This window comes from Priestia sp. ABM2_011, assembly GCF_056158845.1.
Window position 1 is genome coordinate 1983858 of record NZ_JBSWUB010000001.1, and the last position, 19157, is coordinate 2003014.

A 19157-nucleotide genomic window follows, 5' to 3' on the forward strand; every position below is an offset into this window, starting at 1 on the left:
CGGAAAACCCCCACTGTAAGCTTGCACAGTGGGGGTTTTTTATAATATTTTAATTACTTTCCTTCAAACCAGCAGCGGGCGTTATCAAAAAGCATATGCTGAATCTGCTGTTCCGTTACGCCTTTTCTTTTTAACTCAGGCACGACTTCTTCTAATACAAAGCTCATCGACCATTTTGGAAAACGTTCTTCAATCACGCCTTCTGGAAACCAGTCCATTGTACAGCAGTAGTCTTGTGAGAGAAACATGCGGTTTGAATAGCCTTGTTTAGCCAATTCAATGACCGTTTCATTTCTATTTTCAGTTGAACATTCTCTTGTCAGGCCGTAGCGGTCCATACCGATAAAGGCACCTTGACTTAATATGTTTGAAATATACTCAAGGTTATCCGTATCTCCCGTATGTCCAATCAGAATTTGATTTGGATTAGCGCCTTCATCGAGTAAGATGTCCAGCTGCTTTAAGCCTGTGCCGCTTGCAGGATGTGAATGAGTCATAATTGGCACGCCCGTTTTTTTATGAGCTCGTGCGACAGCGCGCATTACTTTTTCTACATCAGCCGTTACGCCAGGTGCATCCGTAGCGCATTTTAAAAAGCCTGCTTTAATCGATGTGTTTTGAATGCCGACTTCAATGTCTCGAACAAACAGGTCTGCCATATAGTCAATGCTACGAGTTTGAAAGTGAGTAGGGATGTAGTTATACGTATAAATTCCTGTGGCTGCGATGATTTGAGTATCCGTTTCACGGGCAATTCGCTCAATAAAACGAATATCGCGTCCTTGTTCCATCACCGTAGGATCACAGATTGTTTTGACTCCGAGCGCCTTCGCACGATTTACTTGTTCGACTGCTTTTGCCACTTCTTGTTTCTCATCATATAACTGAGGAAACTGTGCGTGAACAGATTCAGAACGAACGCGCATATGCTCATGGATTAGTGTTAGCCCTAGTTCTGACGCATCGACTTGGCCTGTTACAGAATTGATAAATGTCATGTGACGATTCCTTTCATTATATACCTGTAAATCAAACAGCTGGTGATTAGGTACAGTTTTCCTATAATCTGTTTTTATAGATAGACTTCTGTTATAAAAAACACATATTGCATTATACAATATATAGGTTGTCTTACACAACACGCGAGACTTTTACTCACTATGACAAAAAATCCTTCTTTCCAAACAGGAAGAAGGATTAGTTATATTGATGATTACCCAGCATTTACACTGTAATTATCACCATTTAATTTACGGAATTTTAAATAGCTGCCAACTCTCCAAATGACAATATATATAAAAGCTAGTGTCATCGTCAAGACCGCGAAGTCTATGGAATCTAAGCCTTTGAAGTACTGGCTCAAAGCCATTCTTATAAAGATAATGGCGATAATTACATATTTAAAATTCTTGTTTGGCTTTGAATAAATAAAGCCATCTTCTCTTACTTCATAGTCTGTTTGGCTAAGCATAATGAGTCCAAATATAATACCTAATACACCAGCAATCATCATTTCCCAGTAGGGTGGTAAGTGAAATGATTGGCCCGGTATGTGCATCATCTGACTTAGACTAAGAGAAAATGCAATGACTATAAAGAAAATAGGTGCTAATATACCAAGTCCATTCTTTTTAATGGGCTTATTTTTCTTTTTCATTTTTCTCCAAATAATGAATCCAATAAGAGCGATAACAAATAGATAAATAAGCAGCATTTCCATCGTCAGTTTGCCTCCTTTTTCAGTTCTACGTTCTTACAATCCACTATTTAGTATAAACAATAAAAGGATGAAGATAAAAGTGCATTCTTTCATTTTTTACACATGAGAATTCTCACTATTTTTTAGGGGTATCGTTTTATGGTTTATACGTCTCATTACTGTTTCTTTCTTTTTTACCACAATATGTTAGAATTGTAGAAAACGAGAAAACGTAGTGCAAACAAATTTTGTTTACAAGCTGCCACAGTTATAGAGGTGAATGAGTTGAGGCTAGGAAATCAATTAAAAAAATTAAGAGAAGAACAAAAAATGTCAGAAGAAGAGGTTGCTGAACAGCTGAGTGTATCGGTACAGCACATACATAAATGGGAAGGTAATCAGAGCTACCCTGATATCCAACAACTTTTAAACTTAAGCGACATCTATGGAACAACTATTAATGAGTTTATTAAAAATGATGCTGCGTTACAAAACAGAATAAACATTCAGGAAGAAGAAAAAGAAGACGACGATAAGCTGCTTCACCCAGGCTTTTATATCGGAATTGGCCTCATGTTTTTTGGGAATTTTCCGAGTCTCATCATCGGCAATCTTATGATTATGATGGTGACAAACATCGCTGGAATGTTAATTATCTGTTTTTATAAAGAAATCTTAAAGCTTTTGAAAGGTGTCAAAAAAGATTTTTATGAACAGAAATAAAAAGCAATGTTATGTAATAACACAAAAACGATGAGGTGTACAAGGTGAAAGAGTTAAATTTTATGACCATCTCTTTTTTATGTTTAATCAGCTATTACTTATTTCGAGTGGGTGCATACGCTTTAGCGAGAAAATATGTAGATAAAACGTCTGAGGGAAGTGTTTTAAATTGGGCTGTAAATGTACTCGTGAGAGGCGATAAAAAAATGGAGTTCAGTGATTACGTCACATGGGCAGGGTTTTGTGCATTTTTGTATCTTGTGTAATCACAGTAAAAAAGGAGGAACGATCTTCTTATTTTAAAAGGAAAAAGCGTTGCCTCACATGGTCTTTGAGCTTGAATGATAAAAAGGTGAAAACATATAAAATCCTTAAAACGAATATAGGTTATCAATGAAGCCTAAAGTAGAAAGGTAGTGTAGTGATGATCAAGTCAAAGCTTTTATGGAAAGTTATTGGCCTAGAAATCTTAGTTATCTTTTGGTTTGTGGTAAACGGTGCATACGTGAGCATGACGCATCCTACTGCACATTATCTTCAGTTTTTAGGAGTTGTCCCTTTAGCAATAGGAATAGCTTTTTATCTAACAAAAACAAAAAAGTGGCAGCATTTTTTCTCCTTTCAACAAAACATGTCCTTTAGAACAAGAATCCTCGTTCTTTCTCCGCTTCTTTTGTATTTGCTTATTATCCTCATCGGGAACAAAGGTGTACACGGAAGTTCTACTGCAGATATTGTTCTTATTTTGCTTACCCAAACTCTAGTCATAGCATTTGTAGAGGAGATGGTATTTAGAGGATTTATGCTGAATTTGCTGTTATCAAAAAGCTATAAAGTGGCGGTTCTTCTTTCATCGTTCCTATTTGCCTTTACGCACAGTTTGAATATGCTAAGCGGTCAATCGGTAGCAAATACAATTTTTCAAATTCTATTTGCATTTGTTATTGGGTTGGTCTTGGCTTTACTGATCGTTAACGGTCAATCGATTGGAGTGACGATCGTATTTCACGGCTTAAATAATTTTCTCCAGTTTACAAGCCCTGTCAACGCAAATGATTCTTTATTTGTTAATTACGCGCTGCTTCTATTTTTAAGCGGATATGCCTTTTATTTATGGAATCGAAAATCTACTTTATCTGTTTCTCATCATCAAGTTAGTGGCTAATTAAAAGAGGTTGTGACAAAAGTAGTCTAGTTGAAGGTGAATCCGAACAAGGAATGGAGATTCTTGATGGAGAATCAAACTCGTTCGGATTTTTTGTTATTGGGATGAACGTAGATTTCGTTTATGTGGGTACGTGCGTCTAGCAGTTGATTGGAGGGCAAGGCGAAGACTCCTGCGGGAAAAGCGGAATAGGTGAGACCCCGCAGGAGCGTAAGCGACGAGGAGGCTCAGCGGCCGCCCGCGGAAAGCGAAGCCTTGCACGGAAATCAACAGCGGTGTAGCGAGTGACCCAAACTAGCTCATGTATCCGATTTGCTCGCCTTTAGATTGAAATGCTTTAGTTGTGTCTCACTCTCTTTTTAGTGTTTCGAAGCAGGTATTAATCTACCCAAAGCTGAATAACTTCTATGGCTAATGTTACTAAATTTAATTTTTTGGGATCTTATTGAACACAAAAGGGGAGAACTATATGTTTGAAGAAAAAGTAGGGATTATTACGGGTGGAACGTCGGGGATTGGCTTAGCAACAGCGGAATTACTCGCAAAAGAGGGCATGCATGTTGTGATTGCTTCTAGAAATAGTGAAAAAGGAGAAGAAGCTCTTTCTGTATTAAGAAAATGGTCTCCTCACTCTCTTTTTATTAAAACGGATGTAACGAATAGTCAAGATGTCAAAAACCTTGTGAGCCACACATACTCTACTTTTGGAAAAATTGATGTGGGCTTTAATAATGCGGCTAACACGGAGGCAGCTTCTAATGCTACCCATGAATTCAAAGAAGAAGACTTTGACCATTTAATAAACGTTACGTTAAAAAGCGTATGGCTTTGTATGAAATATCAGCTGCAGGTCATGACCAAACAAAACAGCGGTGTCATCGTGAATACGTCGTCAATGGACGCTATTTTATGTTCAGCAGGGACAGGCGTATATGCGGCTGGGAAAAGCGGTGTGATTGCTTTAACAAAGTCAGTTGCTCAGGAATATGGCCATCAAAACATAAGAATTAACTCTCTGTGTCCAGGTGCATTTCGGACGTCTATGCTAGAAGAAAAGTTTTTAGCTCTATCTTCAGAGGAAAAAGAAAAGCTCAATGAATCCTATCAAAAATTAAACGCGCTAGGCAGAATTGGTGATCCGCTTGAAGCCGCAAAAGCAGTAAAATGGCTCCTTTCGGATGACGCATCGTTTGTTACGGGTCAAAACATTATTGTAGACGGCGGGATTGGGTTTAGGTTTGAGTCACAATAATGGAATGAAAAGAGATTTGAGGGGATGCGTATGTCTTTCATTCTTACTAATTGTATGGCCATTAGTATCATATTTGTGGTAATCCTTTTTGTAAGTATTGTATTTAACAATAGAATAGCCGCGCTGGTTATTTCCTTCGTTACAGTGTTATTCGGTTTATTTCTACTTTTTTACGCTTTTGCGAAAATAAGCGGGCTTGATGCTCTAGACATTCAAATAAAAGGTTTAATCATTATCGGAGAAGGTTTACTCTTACTTGTTGTTACAAGCGTATTCATTTCCGTACAAGAGGCAAAAAAGAAAACGCTGTAAAGGTGGGGATAAAATGGCAATTGGAGTGGCATTACTTGTTTTAGTAGTAGGTCTGATGTTTGCAAGCGGACTAAGCCAAGGAAAAACAGCTAAAAGAAAATATATAGTGTGGGGAACAACGATTATATTAATCATAGCCCCATTTTTTTCATGGGTCGTTTCGGTTCTGTATGCAATCAGTCAGGAAGAAGGTTTTGCAGGGGTTGCCTTAATGATGCTATTATTTCCTTTTTTCTTTTTAGTAGGACTTGTTACGCTTTTAATAGGAGTCTTTAAGAAAGAGAGTGTGAATAAATCTATTTAAGAAAAAAGAAAGAACAATCAAGAGTTTGATTGATAGTAATATTACTCCAAAATTAAAATCTTTAATTAATAAAAAACGCCAATTCAAGTTAAATTTGGATTGGTGTCTTCAATTTTTAGAACGACTTTTATATAAATAAACCTTAGGTACTCTAATAATCTAAATATCAAGAAGAGATAAAAGAGATTCTTCTTTTTAATGGAATAAAAGGTAAAAATTATGTTTTAATAAATATTGAAAGTATCTATTAAAATGAACGGAGATTGTTAGAATGAAGGAAATAAAATTTAATTATTTAACTGAATTATGCTCAAGGTATCAGCAAGACAAATTTTACATTGAAGAAATTCCTGCCTCTATTTTGTCCAAAGCAAATAAAAGATTTGAAATTGGAGAGAATGAGGAAATTATTGCTTTTCTTGACTGTACGATATTAGGATCAGGAAAGGTTGGAGTTTATTTTACTGATAAAGGATTAAGATGGAGAAGTTTAGGTAATGGATTAGGTAATATAGAATGGACTGAATTCCGTAAAGTAAATCGGATTACAATTCAAAATAAAGTTGAAGTTCACTTTGATGAAGTAAAAGCATTTTTAATAGGTGGAGGAAGCAATTACCCATCCCTGTTATTTATAGATCTTTTGACAAACATAAGAGATTTCTTAAAAGAATATTCGTATGAATTACTTTTAAAGCATCAGAACGTATCTTGTTCTGTAACTTATCATGAGCTAAATAGTATAAGTGCGCTATTTGAAAAATATGAGGAAGCATTTGAACCGAATAATGGTCTGTTAGTAGATGAACATATTTCTTTAGACTTAAAAAAGAAAATAATACGGTATTTTAATTTACAAGCTAATAAAAAGATTGTTGCTTTTTTATGTACGTTCCCGTTAAAGAAAACGGACGGAATTATTGTTTGTGAAAATGGAATTTACTTTAGAGAAACCTTTGTTTCTCTCTATTATCCTTGGTATGTGTTCCGAACTTTACCTCTATATGTATTGGAAGACGAGCTGATTATCGGGAAAGATAATATTTTTCATCTTACTCATGCGAAAATGGAAAGTACGGAGATTGTACTTTTTCTAAAAAAACTGCAGGAGTACGCTAATTCTGTGTATGAAAGTGTTCCTAGTATAGTTGATTTCTACCCAGCTAAGCCGCAAAGTTAAAAACGAGCCGTTGAATCCAATCTTTAATGGTAATTCGCTCAGAATGGTCTTTTTTGTCTCCCTAGAATCGAACTAGCAACCTTGCTAAAAAAACGAAATTTGTTTATCATAAAAGTGATATAAACAGGAGATGAGCAGATGAATATACATAATAAACAATCGTTTTCAAAAGTACCGCGTCGAAAGCTAGTGGATGAGGTGCTAGAGCAGCTTCAAACGAAAATTTTTTCAGGTCAATATCAGGTAGGAGATCAGCTTCCAACGGAGCCTCAGCTAATGGAAGAGCTGGGCGTAGGGCGATCTACTTTGCGAGAAGCGGTTAAAATTCTTGTTCATGCAAATGTATTAGAAGTGAAACAAGGAAAAGGAACGCGAATTAAGTCTCTTAGCTTTACACAGGATTCGTTTGAAACAAGACTTCAAACGGCAGATATTGATCATATTTATGAAGCACGTGAAATGCTCGATTTGCAAGTGGCGATGTTAGCGGCGCAGCGTCGAACGGATGAAGACTTGTTAAAGATGAAAGGGCATTTAGATAAACGAAAAAAAGAGCTTGAAAAAGGCAATTACGCTGAATATATAGAAGCGGATATTCAGTTTCATCTTTCGATTGCAGAAGCTAGTAAAAATAATGTTTTAATGGATTTATATCAATCGTTTGTGCCTGTACTGCGACATACGCTGAGTCAGCTGATTTTAAAAACGGTTGATTATAAAGATAATTCCACCATTCATGAAAACTTATTTACCGCTATTTTGAATGGAGATACAGAACAAGCAAAAAAATATGCCGGTCAAAATTTGGAGCTTATCTAAGTTCCTTTTTTAAAAAGTTAAACATCAGATGATATACTGAATCAACGAGAGAGGAATAACAACATGAAGTCAAAAGAGAGAATATATGTGTACGTGATTGCTTTATTTTTAGTTTCAATTAATTTACGAATCGGTATTACATCCGTATCGCCTGTGCTTGAAACCATACGTAATCAGCTGGGATTGAGCAATGTTACAGTTAGTTTTTTAACAGCTATTCCTGTGTTATGTATGGGGTTGTTTGCATTGTTTACAGGAAAACTTGAAGGGCTGTGGGAAGCTGAAAAAGTGATTTCTTTTTGCTTAGTGGTGATTGGAATCGCGACGTGTATGAGAGTGGCCGCACACTCAATATCTGTTCTTTTAAGCAGTGCTTTTCTTTTAGGTGTAGGTATTGCCATCGCTGGACCGCTGTTATCGGGATTTATCAAAAAGAAATTTCCGAATAGAATAGGCCTCATGATCGGAATTTACTCCGTGGGCATGGGAACGGGCGCTTCGTTAAGCGCGGGGCTGACGGTACCTTTGCAGCATGTACTACACGATTCGTGGAATGTAGCTCTTGCTAGCTGGAGCGTGCTGGCCGTGATTGCTCTCATTGTTTGGTCTCCGATTGCGCGTAAATCTCAGCAAGCGTTTGGCTCCAGAAAAAACAAGTTGCCGTTAAAAAATAAAAAAGCCTGGGTGTTTACGCTTTTCTTTGGGCTGCAGGCCGGCATTTTTTACTCTGTGACCACATGGCTAGCGCCAGCCGCACACGATTTGGGCATGAGCAATCAAGAAGCGGGTACGCTTATTACCGTTTTTACGTTCGTTCAAATGGCGTTTAGCTTTTTAATTCCAACGCTAGCCGATTATTATAAAAACCAAACCTTTTGGCTTGTAAGCAGTACATTATTTGCATCAGCGGGTTTAGTTTTCATTCTCTATCCTTTAACCAGTCTTTGGTTTTCTTCGATACTATTAGGAATAGGGCTTGGAGGACTTTTTCCTTTAGCACTTATGCTGCCGTTAAACGAGACAAGTTCGTCTCAAGAAGCGAGCTCATGGACAGCTATGATGCAATCAGGGGGATATATTGTAGGAGGGTGCGCTCCGGTTTTATCTGGTTTTGTGCGCGATATCTTTCATACAAATACGCCGTTATTTTTTGTTTTACTTGTTTTAACAATTTGTTTGCTAGTGCTTACTGCATTCATGCACAAGCGCTCAGAGGTGAAAGAATTATCACATGATGAAAAAATCTATTGATTTAAAAAAGGAGAGAGCATATGGCAGATCACTATCAAGTTCAGTCGCTTAACTACGGAAAAATTGAAACACTTACGTATGGAAAACGAACGTTTCAATCAGCTATTAGAAAAATAGCAGCAGATGCCCCCGTCTTTTTAAGTAAGTTGGGGCTAGAAGGTGACGAGCAGGCGTATAAAGATCATGGAGGAGTGGATAAAGCGCTATGTCTGTATCCTTATGATTATTATGAATACTGGAATAACATCATCCAAAACCCTGTTAAAACCGCGTTGTTTGGAGAAAACATCACAACCGTTGGATTAACAGAAAGAAACGCGCACGTCGGGGATATATTTGCATTTGGTGAGGCTATTATTCAAGTATCTGAACCTAGAAATCCTTGTTACAAGCTTGCTGCAAAATATGAAGTGCCGGATATCGTCGTGAAAATGAGAGAAACAGGCTATACAGGGTTTTTATTTCGCGTTTTAAAAGAAGGCATCGTCTCAGTGAGAGATGAGTTGATCTTGCTTGAAAAAGATCCGAACGAAGTGTCTATAGCAACAGTTAACGACGTAAAATTCAAAGACCGGTTTAATAAAGAGAAGCTGGATAGAGTTCTGCAAGCAGAGGCCTTGTCTACTAGTTTAAGAGAGGTCTTATTGAAGCAGTTTCGTTCTGAATAATAGTGAAGGTGGAGTTTTATATAAGTGTACATTCTATTATTACGTTTGTTCAGCATCGAAAGTGCACTCACTGCCCTTCGTTACCTCCTTCAAGTCGCTTTTTAACACACTAAAATAATTATTCCTATATTTAAAGTGTGAAGTGCGTTTCTTTTTCGCATTTTTATTTAAATTTACTGAGGTTAATTCTAAAAAAGTAATATAAACAACGTAGGAAAAAGCATAAAATCTTAATTTAATAGTATTTTATGCTTTTTAAAATATTCAATAAAATGATGGGTAAATCATACCTTACAATTCTGATAAAAATAATATAAATTATAATGTATATAGGGTAGTATGTTTACAGAATTTAAAGGAGTGTGTATGATGCCGTTTAGTTATGTTTCTCACTTATATTGTCCTAAATGCAAAAAAGAATATAGTCCAAAAGAAAAACATCAATTATGTGAATGTGGCTCACCGCTATTGGTAGCGTATGATTTAGAGAGATTGAAAGCTAACTTGACTCCAGAAGCTGTTCAAAGCAGAGAACCAAATTTATGGAGATATCATGAGCTGCTTCCAGTAGAAGATCCAAAAAACGTCGTGTCCTTAGGTGAAGGGATGACTCCGCTTATAAAAATGCCTAAGCTAGGGAAAGAAATGAACATTCCAAACTTATATATGAAAGATGAAGGCATTATTCCAACGGGATCATTTAAAGCTAGAGGCGCCGCTGTAGGGGTGTCAAAAGCAAAAGAACTTGGCGTTGAACAGTTAGCGATGCCTACAAATGGCAACGCAGGAGCTGCTTGGTCACTGTATTCGTCACGCGCTGACATAAAAGCAACCGTTGTCATGCCAAAAGATGCGCCTGTTATTACACGAAATGAGTGTGCTGTTGCTGGAGCTGAACTTTACTTAGTCGATGGACTCATCAGCGATGCGGGTAAAATTGTCGGCGAGGCTATTAAAGCATGGGGTCTTTATGACGCTTCTACGCTTAAAGAACCGTACCGAATCGAAGGTAAAAAAACAATGGGCTTAGAAATTGCTGAACAGTTTTCTTGGAATCTTCCTGATGTGATTTTATATCCAACAGGAGGAGGCGTTGGCTTAATTGGAATCTATAAAGCGTTAAATGAATTAAAAGAGCTTGGCTGGATTAAAGGTGATCTTCCTCGTTTAGTTGCGGTACAAGCTGAAAACTGCGCGCCTATTGTAAAAGCATGGAATGAACGAAAACAAGAATCTGAATTTTGGCCGGATTCTTCAACCATTGCCTTTGGTATCAACGTACCAAAAGCAATCGGGGACTTTCTTGTTTTAGAAGCAGTCTACAATACAAATGGATGTGCGATTGCGGTCGATGAAGATAAGATTGTGGAAGAACAAAAAAAGGTTGCGCAGCTTGAAGGATTGTTTATTTGTCCGGAAGGTGCGGCTACATTTTTAGCTGCACGCCGTTTGCGAGAAGAAAGCTGGATTAAAGAAAACGAAACGGTTGTTGCTTTAAATACAGGGCTTGGAGTTAAATATCCAAATACGGTAGATATTGAAGTACCAATTTTAGAGCGAAATGGCAGCCTTACTAAAAAATAAAGCAAGTGAAAAAATAGATCTCCGCCTAAGTGGAGGTCTATTTTTTATGTCATCGCACACTCACACTTATTTAATGTAAATAATTGTAATAAGTGTGAATCTTTATGTTCAAAACTATATGAGTGAATGTAGGTTTAAAGTTTGTCTTAGAGGGTATCTAAGAGAAGAAAGAGGATATCTTTCAATTTGGAAAAACAGCTTGGTGAGGAGGTTGAGCGAGCATATTACAAAGCTTGAAGAATATGACAAAAGCAGCGCTGTAAACCAGTTTGCTTTTACGGTAGAAAACTTCCATGAAGCCACGAACCACGATAGGGAGAAAGGAGCTGAATTTTTATCCCCCGAACCCAGCCAACTCTTGAAATTTTGTTCTAAGGGCAGAATCATACACTGTTACAATTATTAGAACGAGCTTTATAATTTATTACTAAGTTTACATAATTTTCGTAATGAAAACCGTGTATTCATTGCAAAAATGAAGCTTGTATCTAATGGGTTGTGACAATAATTGTCAGGTGATCTGAGTGGAAATTATGATCCGTGAATTGTACGTTGAAATAAAAAAATTATTTTATTTTTAATTAATTTCTTTATCAACGATTATTCTTTAGCATTTTTTTGCTCTAACCCCTTTAGCAGCAACCTTTTTTATATTTACCGCCAGATGAATATTTTTTGTTTTTTACTTAAAAATAAGTAGTGTTCCAAGACAGTTACGTGTGAATTACAGTAAGTCAAATTTGACTTTACTACTCAGTCTTGTATAATCGTATACCGCGGAGGTGACGTGATGAAATGAAGTTTAACAAGAAAAAAATTAACGTCGTAGATATTGATAAAGCTAAAAAAAGCGTCTTTGCTACAGGAGTAGGAAACGCGATGGAATGGTTTGACTTTGGCTTGTACTCATATTTAGCCGTAATTATTAGTCAAAACTTTTTTAGTGCAGTTGAAAATGATCAGCTCAAATTAGTGTTCACATTTGCCACATTTGCGATTGCCTTTTTAATGCGTCCATTAGGCGGTGTTATATTCGGTAAAATTGGAGACAAGTTAGGAAGGAAAGTCGTTTTAACCACCACCATTATTTTAATGGCCTTTTCCACATTACTCATTGGGTTGTTACCTACATATGATCAAATCGGTATATGGGCACCCATCCTTTTATTAATTGCACGAATCATTCAAGGTTTTTCAACGGGTGGTGAATATGCTGGTGCGATGGTGTATATTGCAGAATCGTCTCCAGACAATAAGCGAAATGTGCTTGGAAGTGGACTAGAAATCGGTACACTTGTTGGCTATATTCTTGCTTCACTGCTAGCCAGCTTACTGTTTTTTGTTCTCTCGGATAAACAGATGGCCTCATGGGGCTGGAGAATTCCCTTCTTATTAGGATTGCCTTTAGGACTTATTGGTTTTTATTTACGAAGAAGTTTAGGGGAAACACCTATTTTTGAAAATGAACTTTCCAACGAAGACGAAGTTGAAGAAGAAAGCTTCCTCTCTATTTTAAAAAATCACAAAAAAGATGTGTTTGTTTGTTTCGTAGCCGTGGCTTTCTTTAACATTACAAACTATATGCTATTATCGTACATGCCTTCTTATTTGAATGAAATTATTGGTTTATCAAACACAGTTGGTACGGTATTAATTACGGCAGTTATGATTTTAATGGTGCCGCTTGCTCTTATGTTTGGAAAATTGAGCGATAAAATCGGAAACAAGAAAGTTTTCTTAATCGGTTTAGGCGGATTGAGCTTACTGTCAGCCTTTTCGTTCTATTTAATCAACTTAAATGGTTTGGTTTTTATTTCAATCGGTATTCTTATTCTAGGTGTTTTACTTGCTACGTATGAAGGAACAATGCCAGGAACGCTGCCAACGATGTTCTACACAGATATTCGCTACCGAACATTAGCGATTACGTTTAATGTTTCAGTTTCTATCTTTGGTGGAACGACGCCATTAGTTGCGACATGGTTAGTTCACGCAACGGGCAATCACTTAGCTCCAGCGTTCTATTTAACGATTGTGAGCATCATCGGATTTTTCGTAATCTTGTTCCTGTTTGCGAACACGGCAGGAAAATCACTCAAAGGTTCATACCCTACAGTTGCTTCTAAGTCTGAGTACAATGAAGCGGTTGAAAATCCAAAAGATTCATTATGGTGGAACACAGAGCAAACAGAAAAATAAAGTAAGTAATAAGCAGCTGCTACATTCACTGCTGCGTAAAATAGGAACACTCAAAAAGAGCCTTCTCTTTGTATAGAGCTACAAAGAGAAGGCTCTTTTTATCGTTCGATGATTTATTCCATTTCCTGTATTTGCTATCTGCGGTTCCGTATGTTACGATTAAATTAATTATTTTTGTTCGGTATAGGATTGAGAGAAGAGAAATCTCTTCAATAGAATTTTTTATCTTAAGATAGTATGGTTGGACAAGGGTAGTAATACAACCGTGGAGTATTCCACACCAGGAGGCACTATTATGGAACAAGGTACAGTGAAATGGTTTAATGCAGACAAAGGCTTCGGCTTTATCGAAATTGAAGGCGGAGACGATGTATTCGTACATTTCAGCTCTATTCAAGGTGAAGGCTTTAAATCGTTAGAAGAAGGTCAAAAAGTAACGTTTGACATTGAACAAGGTCAACGCGGAGCACAAGCTGCTAACGTTCATAAAGTAGCATAATTAATCCAACGTAAAAAGACTCCACATAGGGGTCTTTTTGCTTTGGATTTTAATAATTAAAAAAGAAATCTTCGCTGGACTAGCCGTTGGAAAAGATTGCCGACTATCAGAATGCTGATAACGTCTCAAATATAAGATGCACATTATATTTCCCGATAAATAAAGTTAAAAATTTGCTTGTTTTTGATATGAGAGAGGATGAAGGATATGAGTATAAGCTTATTTGCTAATGGAGAAACAGTAAGTATAAAAGCATCTAATGAAATAGTGATCATCTTAAAAAGTCATTATGTGAAAAATATGAAAAGATATTCTTATACAGTTGATAAATATCCCAGTACATTTTTCTTTGAAGAAGAGTTAATGAAGCACGAATCATAATTATTCATGAAGAAATATTGATTTATAGTTTGGATTCCGCCAATACTATGCTATACTGAGTTTACCATTTGTATTACCGATTACTATTTTTGTATTAATAAGCCCTATTCCTCAGTGGATAGGGTTTTATTATTACATTTTCAAAGTAATGAAAAAGACAGACTCCATGGAGTCTGTCTTTTTCTATTTATGACGGATTACGCTTTTTGAACGTTAGTAGCTTGAGGGCCGCGTTGACCTTGTTCTACTTCAAATGTAACTGCTTGACCTTCGTCTAAAGATTTGAAGCCTTCGCTTTGGATTGCTGAGAAATGTACAAATACATCGTCTCCGTTTTCGCGTTCGATGAATCCAAAACCTTTTTCTGCGTTAAACCATTTTACTTTACCTTGTTCCATAATTGTTGCCTCCTAGTGTGACACGCACACATTGTGTTACTATCCTTGCTCAAATCTATAGACGAAAGTTATGTAACTTATCAATCTTTACCGAACAAAAATAATTCTCCTTAAACTTAACAGAAATGATGACGTATTGCAAGGATAGAGTCTGTACAGCTAGAAGTTATCCTTTGTCTATTTTGCACTATGTGAGCTAAAAACCGATACGTAAGCCTCCTCAGTTCAAATAAAGAGAATGTTTGTGGTACACTTAAATAGTAAAAAACATTTAAAAGCGAGGAATTATATGAACACAACTAAAAAACACCACAGGCCTAAGCGGCTAAAAATTGCTTTCCGAGCACTAATGGTCATTATCGGAGGGATTATTGCAGCTTACGGCTTAGAAACTGTCTTAATTCCAAACCACGTCTCAGATGGAGGAGTAACAGGCATTAGTATCGTTGCGTCAAACCTATTTGGCTTACCACTAGGAGTTCTCATTGCCGTTATTAATATTCCTTTTGTATGGTTAGGATATCAACAAATCGGGAAAAGTTTTGCTATATTTTCCATCCTCGGAATCGTCTCACTAGCTGTCGGTACAAGCCTCATGCATCATACTCCAGCGATTATTGAAGGAGATACACTACTCGTAACCGTTGTCGGCGGTATTATCCTTGGTTTTGGAATGGGAATTGCACTGCGTAATGGCGGCGCGCTAGATGGCATCGATATGCTAGCTGTACTGCTTTCTCGAAAATTGCCGTTTGGAACAAGTGATCTTATTTTGTTCTTAAATGCGTTTGTCTTTATTTTTGTTTCACTAGTATTTGGTCTGCAAGGCGCGATTCTTTCTGCAATTGCATACTTTATTGCATCCAAAGTTATTCACATCGTAGAAGTAGGTCTAAGCGGATCGAAAACCTTCCAAATTATCACTTCTCAGCCTGCGTTAATGGTAGAGACAATACGTGATCGTTTAGGTCGAAGCGCTACATATAAAGAAGCTTACGGCGGATACTCCCATGAGAAATTCAAGGAAATCACATGTGTAATCAACCGCTTGGAAGAAAGCAAAATGAAAGAAATTATTAATGAAATTGACCCGACGGCTTTTGTTACGGTATATGACGTAGCCGAAGTTAAAGGCGGTAATTTCCGAAAGAATAATATTCACTAACATCATCAATACATTGTAAGAACACTCTACCACATCCTTTTTTACTTAGGCGTGTAGAGATAAGAAAAAGCAGCGTGATGTTTTACATCCGCTGCTTTTTTATATCGTAAAATCCACATGCTGAGCGGAGGGTTTTAAAATCGGATATGCTCAAAAAATGAGACGGTCAGAGTTAAAGTAGATAGGGTACCTGCAGACATTCACGTAATGATTTTTCCTTTGTATTTCTTCTTTGGAAATTTGACAACAGCGTTCCATATTATAATAGAAGCAATTGTTACTCGGAAAAGCCACATGCAACTTCTTCCGCCGTCAAACAGCAGACTCAGATAGCCTACGTGTACCATATGTATTTGTATTCACTTTCCTCTCGTGCTGTACTTAACAAAGCCAACAGAAAAAATCTCTGAACGTAGAAGAACAGAGATTCAACAGAATGATGATTCTTATATCATACAAAGGATGACTTTTCCTGTCTCAGAAAGGTCATCTTTATCGTACCACCACCAAGGACTTGGCGCTGTGCGTTTTCTCACAGCGAGGGAAGAAAAACTCTGCTATTGTATAGAGGTCGGAGTAAACTTTCTTAATTATGTGCGCTTCTTTCATATGTATCGAACCTGTTGACTAAGATCAGCAGGTTTTTTTTGTTAGCAGCTAGCTATCATCTTCAAGGGGGCAAGACCGGTTAATCTTTATAGACAAATAGACTTTATACCATTTTACCCATACGTAAAATAGGTTAAAATAAAGGGGTGAGGCGTGGAGAGAAAAGAGAAGAGTTAAATAAAAGGTATTTAACATCATAATCACAAGCTTGATGAGTGATTGTACTAAATGGTGAACGTTGAAAGGGGATACATAGTTTTGAACACAAAATATCTAGATTTACTTGCACAAAAGTATGATACGGAAGAAAAAGTGGTAACCGAAATTATTAACCTTGAAGCTATTCTTCATCTGCCAAAGGGGACTGAACATTTTGTCAGTGATTTACACGGCGAGTATCAAGCTTTTCAGCACGTGCTGCGAAATGGTTCAGGAAATGTAAAAGAGAAAATCAAAGACCTTTTTAAAAATGTATTATCTGACAAAGAAATCAATGAATTTGCGACATTAGTGTATTATCCTGAAGAAAAATTACCGTTGATTAAAGCGCAGTTTCGAAACAAACGAGAACTATATGAGTGGTATAAAGAAATCATCGATCGTATGCTTAATCTCATCTCGTACGCTTCTTCTAAATACACGCGCTCTAAACTGCGTAAAGCATTGCCGGATCAATTTGTGTACATTATTGAAGAGCTGCTATATAAAACCGATGAATTTACAAATAAAGAACAGTACTATACAAAGATTGTTCAGCAGATTATTTCTTTAGGGCAAGCCGATAAGCTTATTATAGGGCTAGCTTATACGACACAAAGATTGGTTGTGGACCATCTGCACGTAGTAGGGGATATTTATGATCGTGGACCTGAACCGGATAAAATTATGGATACGCTGATTAACTATCACTCCGTTGATATTCAGTGGGGAAACCACGATGTGCTATGGCTAGGCGCTTTTGCGGGCTCGAAAGTGTGTCTTGCCAATATTATTCGGATCTGCGCGAGATACGACAATCTAGATATTATTGAAGACGTATATGGCATTAACCTGAGACCGCTGCTTAACTTGGCGGAGAAATACTATGATGATAATCCTGCTTTTAGACCAAAAGTAAGCTCGAGTGACAAGCTATCCGATCACGAGCGACTACAAATCACGAAAATTCATCAGGCCATTGCGATGATTCAGTTCAAGCTTGAAAGTCCGATTATAAAAAGACGTCCTTTCTTTAATATGTCAGAAAGGCTGCTGCTTGAAAAAATTGATTATGATAAAAATGAAATTACGATATACGGAAACACATATCCGCTAGAAAACAGCTGCTTTGCAACGGTGGATCCGGCGCAGCCTGATCAGCTATTAGAAGAAGAAGAGCAGGTAATGGAAAGACTGCTGCTTTCCGTGCAGCATTCGGAAAAGCTGGCGAGACATATGAAGTTTCTTATGAAAAAAGGCAGCCTTTATTTGAAATACAACGGAAACTTATTAATACACGGCTGCATTCCTTTAGATGAAGAAGGAAACATGGAAAAAATGACGATAGAAGATAAAACGTATGCAGGCCGTAACTTGCTTGATGTGTTTGAACATTATTTACAGGAGGCTTTTGCGCACCCTGAAGAAACGGATGATTTGGCAACAGATATGGTCTGGTACCTATGGACAGGAGAATATTCATCACTCTTTGGGAAACGCGCCATGACGACGTTTGAACGATATTTTATCAGTGATAAAGCAACGCATAAAGAGAAGAAAAATCCATACTACTATTTACGGGAAAATGAGGAAGTCTGCCAAAACATCCTCGCAGAATTTAATCTGAATCCTGATCACGGTCATATTATTAATGGTCATACGCCTGTCAAAGAAATCGAAGGAGAAAACCCGGTCAAAGCAAATGGAAAGATGATTGTTATTGACGGCGGTTTTTCAAAAGCGTATCAATCCACAACAGGTATCGCTGGATATACATTATTATATAATTCTTACGGCATGCAGCTAGTTGCTCACAAACACTTTAATTCAAAAGAAGATATTTTATTAGAAGGAACGGACGTCTTATCCGTAAAGCGATTGGTCGATAAAGAACTAGAAAGAAAAATGGTTTTAGAAACAAATGTCGGAGAAGAATTGTTAAAAGAAATTTCGATTTTAAAAGATTTAAGAAAATATCGCTATAGTTAAAGATAAAAAAAGAGCAGTATGCCCCGGGGCTTCTGCTCTTTTTTATGTAGCCACTACACCGTCATTTCCCAGCTCGACATTTCCAGCCAGTGCTCTTGTTCACGATAATCGGGCATAATTTTCCCGACAAGACGCCAAAAGGACCGATCATGATTCATGTGAACCATGTGGCACATTTCATGAACGACTACGTAATCAATGACGTGCTGCGGTGCCATTGCCAGCCGCCAGTTGAAGGTTAGCTGACGCTTAGAATCACACGTGCCCCACGCTTTTTTGCTATCGGAAATCGAGATGGATCGCGGCTTTGTTTTAAAATGTTTTTGATAGGAGGAGATACTTTTGGTTACGAGCGCTTTACATTGTTGATAGTAAAAACGTTTGAGCGCTTGTTTTATCGCTTCATCGTCGTGCTGATTGACATAAATCTGAAGCGTGTTCGCTTCAAACACTACAGAATCCTTTGGAATGGTCGAATCGTGATGAATTTGTATCGGATAGTTTTTTCCTACATATAAAAAGCTTTCTCCGTGTTCATAGACTTTTTTCTTGGGTCCATGCGTTCTATCTTTCATTTCATTTATTTTTTGCTGAATCAATGCCCAGTTGTTCTCTAATAACATACGTACTTGTTCAGTAGACGTTCCTTTAGGAGCAAGGACTTCGACCGTTCCGTATCCGTCTACTTTAATTGCAAAAGAACTTCGGTTTTTATATCGTATTTCATAATGGATACTCTGATTTGAAAAAGTGTGTATCATG

At 37.2% G+C, this 19157-nt stretch carries 21 protein-coding genes; 17 read left to right on the top strand and 4 right to left on the bottom strand.

Features of this window, described 5'->3' with window-relative positions:
• Positions 1-53: 53 nt before the first annotated feature.
• Both ACXAE4_RS10610 and ACXAE4_RS10615 read right to left on the bottom strand, forming a co-directional pair.
• Positions 54-998, bottom strand: a complete 945-nt coding sequence (locus tag ACXAE4_RS10610) for a phosphotriesterase family protein (RefSeq protein WP_154973872.1) — start codon at positions 996-998, stop codon at positions 54-56.
• Between the two features lie 215 nt (positions 999-1213).
• On the bottom strand, positions 1214-1720 hold the full coding sequence (locus ACXAE4_RS10615) for a CcdC protein domain-containing protein (RefSeq protein WP_176521448.1): 507 nt from the start codon (positions 1718-1720) through the stop codon (positions 1214-1216).
• A 255-nt stretch (positions 1721-1975) separates the two neighbouring features.
• Here ACXAE4_RS10615 and ACXAE4_RS10620 point away from each other — a divergent pair, with 255 nt between their 5' ends.
• The 15 genes from ACXAE4_RS10620 (at position 1976) to ACXAE4_RS10690 (ending at position 14036) form a co-directional block, all read left to right on the top strand.
• On the top strand, positions 1976-2422 hold the full coding sequence (locus ACXAE4_RS10620) for a helix-turn-helix domain-containing protein (RefSeq protein ID WP_289578104.1): 447 nt from the start codon (positions 1976-1978) through the stop codon (positions 2420-2422).
• A gap of 44 nt (positions 2423-2466) precedes the next feature.
• Positions 2467-2688 (top strand): hypothetical protein, encoded by a 222-nt coding sequence (locus ACXAE4_RS10625; RefSeq protein WP_228307349.1) that lies wholly within the window; start codon positions 2467-2469, stop codon positions 2686-2688.
• Between the two features lie 158 nt (positions 2689-2846).
• Positions 2847-3587, top strand: coding sequence for a CPBP family intramembrane glutamic endopeptidase (locus ACXAE4_RS10630; RefSeq protein ID WP_154973871.1), 741 nt, complete (start codon positions 2847-2849; stop codon positions 3585-3587).
• 146 nt (positions 3588-3733) lie between these two features.
• Positions 3734-3868: a hypothetical protein gene (locus ACXAE4_RS10635; protein WP_261763710.1), complete on the top strand. Its 135-nt coding sequence runs from the start codon at positions 3734-3736 to the stop codon at positions 3866-3868.
• 188 nt (positions 3869-4056) lie between these two features.
• Positions 4057-4839, top strand: a complete 783-nt coding sequence (locus ACXAE4_RS10640) for an SDR family NAD(P)-dependent oxidoreductase (RefSeq protein ID WP_098999202.1) — start codon at positions 4057-4059, stop codon at positions 4837-4839.
• 30 nt (positions 4840-4869) lie between these two features.
• The gene (locus ACXAE4_RS10645; RefSeq protein ID WP_098999203.1) at positions 4870-5151 is read left to right on the top strand and encodes a hypothetical protein; all 282 of its coding nucleotides are present in this window, start codon (positions 4870-4872) and stop codon (positions 5149-5151) included.
• Positions 5152-5164: 13 nt separating this feature from the next.
• Positions 5165-5455 carry a hypothetical protein gene (locus ACXAE4_RS10650; protein ID WP_098999204.1) on the top strand — a complete coding sequence of 97 codons (291 nt, stop codon included), beginning with the start codon at positions 5165-5167 and terminating at the stop codon, positions 5453-5455.
• Between the two features lie 271 nt (positions 5456-5726).
• The gene (locus ACXAE4_RS10655; protein ID WP_098999205.1) at positions 5727-6635 is read left to right on the top strand and encodes a hypothetical protein; all 909 of its coding nucleotides are present in this window, start codon (positions 5727-5729) and stop codon (positions 6633-6635) included.
• A gap of 138 nt (positions 6636-6773) precedes the next feature.
• Positions 6774-7454 (top strand): FadR/GntR family transcriptional regulator, encoded by a 681-nt coding sequence (locus tag ACXAE4_RS10660; RefSeq protein WP_154990141.1) that lies wholly within the window; start codon positions 6774-6776, stop codon positions 7452-7454.
• Between the two features lie 63 nt (positions 7455-7517).
• Complete coding sequence (locus ACXAE4_RS10665; RefSeq protein WP_154990143.1) at positions 7518-8705, top strand: MFS transporter; 1188 nt, start codon at positions 7518-7520, stop codon at positions 8703-8705.
• A 20-nt stretch (positions 8706-8725) separates the two neighbouring features.
• Positions 8726-9373 carry an MOSC domain-containing protein gene (locus tag ACXAE4_RS10670; RefSeq protein ID WP_154990145.1) on the top strand — a complete coding sequence of 216 codons (648 nt, stop codon included), beginning with the start codon at positions 8726-8728 and terminating at the stop codon, positions 9371-9373.
• Between the two features lie 369 nt (positions 9374-9742).
• Positions 9743-10957, top strand: a complete 1215-nt coding sequence (locus tag ACXAE4_RS10675) for a threonine synthase (protein WP_289578103.1) — start codon at positions 9743-9745, stop codon at positions 10955-10957.
• Positions 10958-11752: 795 nt separating this feature from the next.
• Entirely contained in the window at positions 11753-13156 is a 1404-nt protein-coding gene (locus ACXAE4_RS10680; RefSeq protein ID WP_028414619.1) for an MFS transporter, read from the top strand.
• Between the two features lie 295 nt (positions 13157-13451).
• Positions 13452-13655, top strand: a complete 204-nt coding sequence (locus tag ACXAE4_RS10685) for a cold-shock protein (protein WP_013056405.1) — start codon at positions 13452-13454, stop codon at positions 13653-13655.
• Positions 13656-13862: 207 nt separating this feature from the next.
• A complete protein-coding gene (locus ACXAE4_RS10690) occupies positions 13863-14036 on the top strand; it encodes a hypothetical protein (RefSeq protein WP_014459100.1) in 174 nt (57 codons plus the stop codon).
• A gap of 197 nt (positions 14037-14233) precedes the next feature.
• Here ACXAE4_RS10690 and ACXAE4_RS10695 read toward each other — a convergent pair whose 3' ends face one another.
• Positions 14234-14434 carry a cold-shock protein gene (locus tag ACXAE4_RS10695; RefSeq protein ID WP_025908891.1) on the bottom strand — a complete coding sequence of 67 codons (201 nt, stop codon included), beginning with the start codon at positions 14432-14434 and terminating at the stop codon, positions 14234-14236.
• 289 nt (positions 14435-14723) lie between these two features.
• Between ACXAE4_RS10695 and ACXAE4_RS10700 the strand changes: the two genes are divergently transcribed.
• Positions 14724-15599: a YitT family protein gene (locus tag ACXAE4_RS10700; protein ID WP_013058095.1), complete on the top strand. Its 876-nt coding sequence runs from the start codon at positions 14724-14726 to the stop codon at positions 15597-15599.
• An 867-nt stretch (positions 15600-16466) separates the two neighbouring features.
• A complete protein-coding gene (fbp, locus tag ACXAE4_RS10705; protein ID WP_028414618.1) occupies positions 16467-18395 on the top strand; it encodes a fructose-1,6-bisphosphatase in 1929 nt (642 codons plus the stop codon).
• A gap of 53 nt (positions 18396-18448) precedes the next feature.
• Here fbp and ACXAE4_RS10710 read toward each other — a convergent pair whose 3' ends face one another.
• Positions 18449-19156 carry a M48 family metallopeptidase gene (locus tag ACXAE4_RS10710; protein WP_028414617.1) on the bottom strand — a complete coding sequence of 236 codons (708 nt, stop codon included), beginning with the start codon at positions 19154-19156 and terminating at the stop codon, positions 18449-18451.
• Position 19157: the final 1 nt, after the last annotated feature.

What these genes read in the sequence shown, in the direction of transcription:
- ACXAE4_RS10615 (WP_176521448.1), bottom strand. Translation starts at nt 1,720, where the DNA reads ATGGAAATGCTGCTTATTTATCTATTTGTTATCGCTCTTATTGGATTC.
- ACXAE4_RS10680 (WP_028414619.1), top strand. Translation starts at nt 11,753, where the DNA reads ATGAAGTTTAACAAGAAAAAAATTAACGTCGTAGATATTGATAAAGCT.
- ACXAE4_RS10650 (WP_098999204.1), top strand. Translation starts at nt 5,165, where the DNA reads ATGGCAATTGGAGTGGCATTACTTGTTTTAGTAGTAGGTCTGATGTTT.
- ACXAE4_RS10610 (WP_154973872.1), bottom strand. Translation starts at nt 998, where the DNA reads ATGACATTTATCAATTCTGTAACAGGCCAAGTCGATGCGTCAGAACTA.
- ACXAE4_RS10695 (WP_025908891.1), bottom strand. Translation starts at nt 14,434, where the DNA reads ATGGAACAAGGTAAAGTAAAATGGTTTAACGCAGAAAAAGGTTTTGGA.
- ACXAE4_RS10630 (WP_154973871.1), top strand. Translation starts at nt 2,847, where the DNA reads ATGATCAAGTCAAAGCTTTTATGGAAAGTTATTGGCCTAGAAATCTTA.
- ACXAE4_RS10690 (WP_014459100.1), top strand. Translation starts at nt 13,863, where the DNA reads ATGAGTATAAGCTTATTTGCTAATGGAGAAACAGTAAGTATAAAAGCA.
- ACXAE4_RS10675 (WP_289578103.1), top strand. Translation starts at nt 9,743, where the DNA reads ATGCCGTTTAGTTATGTTTCTCACTTATATTGTCCTAAATGCAAAAAA.
- ACXAE4_RS10700 (WP_013058095.1), top strand. Translation starts at nt 14,724, where the DNA reads ATGAACACAACTAAAAAACACCACAGGCCTAAGCGGCTAAAAATTGCT.
- ACXAE4_RS10640 (WP_098999202.1), top strand. Translation starts at nt 4,057, where the DNA reads ATGTTTGAAGAAAAAGTAGGGATTATTACGGGTGGAACGTCGGGGATT.
- ACXAE4_RS10655 (WP_098999205.1), top strand. Translation starts at nt 5,727, where the DNA reads ATGAAGGAAATAAAATTTAATTATTTAACTGAATTATGCTCAAGGTAT.
- ACXAE4_RS10710 (WP_028414617.1), bottom strand. Translation starts at nt 19,156, where the DNA reads ATGATACACACTTTTTCAAATCAGAGTATCCATTATGAAATACGATAT.
- ACXAE4_RS10685 (WP_013056405.1), top strand. Translation starts at nt 13,452, where the DNA reads ATGGAACAAGGTACAGTGAAATGGTTTAATGCAGACAAAGGCTTCGGC.
- ACXAE4_RS10660 (WP_154990141.1), top strand. Translation starts at nt 6,774, where the DNA reads ATGAATATACATAATAAACAATCGTTTTCAAAAGTACCGCGTCGAAAG.
- ACXAE4_RS10645 (WP_098999203.1), top strand. Translation starts at nt 4,870, where the DNA reads ATGTCTTTCATTCTTACTAATTGTATGGCCATTAGTATCATATTTGTG.
- ACXAE4_RS10670 (WP_154990145.1), top strand. Translation starts at nt 8,726, where the DNA reads ATGGCAGATCACTATCAAGTTCAGTCGCTTAACTACGGAAAAATTGAA.
- ACXAE4_RS10665 (WP_154990143.1), top strand. Translation starts at nt 7,518, where the DNA reads ATGAAGTCAAAAGAGAGAATATATGTGTACGTGATTGCTTTATTTTTA.